This window comes from Micromonospora sp. ATCC 39149 (assembly GCF_000158815.1).
GTDB lineage: Bacteria > Actinomycetota > Actinomycetes > Mycobacteriales > Micromonosporaceae > Micromonospora.
In genome coordinates this window covers 6,470,586-6,473,434 of record NZ_GG657738.1, presented here as the reverse complement: position 1 = coordinate 6,473,434, position 2,849 = coordinate 6,470,586, and the positions used below count along the sequence as shown (strand labels likewise).

The following is a 2,849-nucleotide window of genomic DNA, read 5'->3' as shown; positions in this document are numbered from 1 at the left end:
GCTTCCTGCCCGGTCGGGACGGCGGCCGGGTCGGGCAGCTGCCCGCTCGTCGATCTTGCCGGTGACGGTGAGCGGGAACTCGTCGACCACGACGACGGCCCGGGGCAGGGCGTACTCCGGCAGCCGCCGGGCGAGGGCGGCGCGCAGGGCCGCCGGGTCGAGGGTGCCGCCGGCCGGGCGGGCGTACGCGAGCAGTTCCCCGTCGCGGGCGATCGCGCGGACCGCGCCGACGCCCGGCTCGGCGGCGAGCACGGCCTCGATCTCGGTCAGCTCGACCCGGAAGCCGCGCACCTTGACCTGCCGGTCGAGCCGGCCGAGGCAGACGAGGTCGCCGCCGGGCAGCCGCGCCCCGAGGTCCCCGGTCCGGTACGACCACACCCCGTCGGCGTCGCGGCTGAACCGGTCGTCGACGCGGTCGAGGTAGCCGGGGGCGACGTGCCGGCCCCGCACCACGATCTCCCCGGAGTCGTCGGTGAGGTCGAGGTGGTAGCCGGGCAGCGCGGTGCCGATCGGCAGCGGGCCGGTGGCGGCCGGGTCGGCGTCGACCAGCGGCAGCGCGTACCGGGCGGCGAACGTCATCTCCGTCGCGCCGTACCCGTTGACCAGCACGCAGCCGGGGGCGAACCGGTCCCGTCCCCGGGCGGCGTCGGCGTGGGTGGCCTGTTCGCCGCCGAGCAGCACCGCCCGGACGCTGGCCAGCCGCCGGTCGCCGAGGGCGTCGAGCAGGAACCGGTAGACGGTCGGGGTGGAGTGGTAGACGGTGACCCGGTGCCTTTCGAGCTGGTCGACGGCGTGGGCCAGCCCATGCCGGCGCAGGTCGACCGGGACGACGGCGGCGCCGGTGAGCAGCGCCGGGTACAGGTCGGGGATGGCCGCGTCGAAGCTGAACGAGGCGAGCAGGCTGAGCCGGTCGTCGGGGCCGATGCCCAGCGTGGCGATCTGGTTGTCGACGACGTGGGCGAGGTTGCGGTGGGATTGCCCGACGGCCTTGGGCAGCCCGGTCGAGCCGGAGGTGAACAGCACGTACGCCAGCGCGTCGGGGTCGACCGGCGCGGGGCGCAGCGGCGCGGGGGTGACCGCGTCGGTGGTCAGCACGGCGACCCCGGGCCGGTCGCCGGCGAGCTGGTGCTCGGGGCCGGTCAGCACGGCGGCGAGCCGGTCGGCCAGGTCCCGGTGCTCGGGGGCGGTCAGCACGGCGCGCACCCGCGCGGCGGCGAGCATGTGGCGCAGCCGGTCGGCGGGGAATCCCGGGTCCAGCGGCACGTACGCGCAGCCGGCGGCGAGCGTGCCGAGGATCGCGGCGACGGTGGGCGCGCCGTGGGGGGTCAGCAGGGCGACCCGGTCGCCGGGGCTGACCCCGGCGGCGGCGAGCACCGCGGCGTGACCGCCCGCCGAGGCTGCGAGGGTCGCGTAGCTGACCGGTTGGCCGTCGCCGAGCAGGGCCGGCCGGTCCGGGAAGCCGGCCGAACGGTCAGCGAAGCGATGGACGATAGTGTATGTTCCCATGTCAGTGGGCGCGAGTCGTCGCACCGCCGACGGGCGTGCAGCATCCATGCATCGCGATCACGATCCCCCCCCCAGGACTTCACAATGGATGCAGCATAGGACTCAAGGCCCGGGCAGCAAGATCATCGATCAGAGTCGGACCGAACAGCCGACGGACGCAACCCGGGACGGTCGGCAAGATTCACCCGATCATCCCCCTAGCGCGCACATGAGTTTCAGCCTAAAAACGTACCAGCAAGTAATCTTGCGGCAAAAGCACCTGGTGACCGGCGTTTTTCCTAGACCGCCAGACCTGATTGGCAGCTCAGGAAGGGCGATGCCGGTCGAGGCGGACGTCGATCATCGTACGCCGAACGGGCGGCCCTGACCGACCCGCCGCGCTCCGCGTCCGCCGCCCCGCGCCCGAGTCGACCGACCAGCCGCATCGATGCCGCCGACGACCCCGGCACGACGAACGACCCCCGGCCGGGTAGCCGAAGGTGCTTCAGAGACGGTGCCCTGGTCGCCCCACCGGGCGCGCGCAGGATGGCGTTCGCCTGTGGCCGGTGGAACCTCGCCTGTGGCCGGTGGAACCTCGCCTGTGGCCGGTGGAACCTCGCCTGTGGTCGGTGGGACGTGGTGTCACGGACGAGAACGACACCGGGCAGACTGTCGGCGACCTCGACGCACGCCCCGCCGCTGTTGCCGCTCCTCGGCGGGGATGGCCCGAGTGCCTCGGTGACGGCACCGCATCCGAGCAGCCGGCGCGGGCGGTGGACATCCTTAAACTACATAGGTAGGCTAAGCCCATGGAGCCGCTGGGACGCATCGGCAAAGCCACCGTCGACGTGCTGGCGGTGCTGCTCGACAGCGAACGACCCCGCTGGGGGTTGGAAATCATCAAGCTGACCGGACGGCCGTCGGGAAGCGTCTATCCGGTCCTGGACCGCCTCGAGCGGGCCGGCTGGGTGACATCCCAGTGGGACGACGACAGCGACCGGCGCGGACCGCGACGGCGGATGTACCGGTTGACGGCCGACGGCGCCGCCGAGGCCCGTCGCGTGTGCGCCCGTGCCGCCACGGCGAGGACGTCGTGGCGGCCGTCGTCGCCACGGGTGGCGCGGTGAGTCAGATCCACCTGCGGGTGGCGCTCGCCGTGGTGCGCTGCGCGGCGAGCCTGCTGCCCGACGCACGGCAGCGCGCTCGCTACCTCGAACAGTGGCAGGCCGACGTACACGACGCCGCAGACCTTGACCTGTCAGCCCTACGGCTCGCGCTCGGTGCCGCCGGCGCCGCCGCGCGGATCGCCGTGACCTCTTCGAAGGGATCCACCACCATGCTTCCGATCGGGCCGCTCGCTCTTG

At 73.4% G+C, this 2,849-nt stretch carries 3 protein-coding genes; 2 read left to right on the top strand and 1 reads right to left on the bottom strand.

What is annotated here, in order from left to right; all coding sequences use genetic code 11:
• A partial coding sequence (locus MCAG_RS27935) for an amino acid adenylation domain-containing protein (protein WP_157548694.1) occupies positions 1-1,506 on the bottom strand: 1,506 nt, incomplete at its 3' end.
• A 788-nt stretch (positions 1,507-2,294) separates the two neighbouring features.
• Between MCAG_RS27935 and MCAG_RS27930 the strand changes: the two genes are divergently transcribed.
• Both MCAG_RS27930 and MCAG_RS34090 read left to right on the top strand, forming a co-directional pair.
• A complete protein-coding gene (locus MCAG_RS27930) occupies positions 2,295-2,612 on the top strand; it encodes a helix-turn-helix transcriptional regulator (RefSeq protein ID WP_036375611.1) in 318 nt (105 codons plus the stop codon).
• Positions 2,579-2,849, top strand: a 271-nt coding sequence (locus tag MCAG_RS34090) for a hypothetical protein (RefSeq protein ID WP_036375610.1), incomplete at its 3' end; no start/stop codon positions are given. The genes MCAG_RS27930 and MCAG_RS34090, both read left to right, overlap by 34 nt.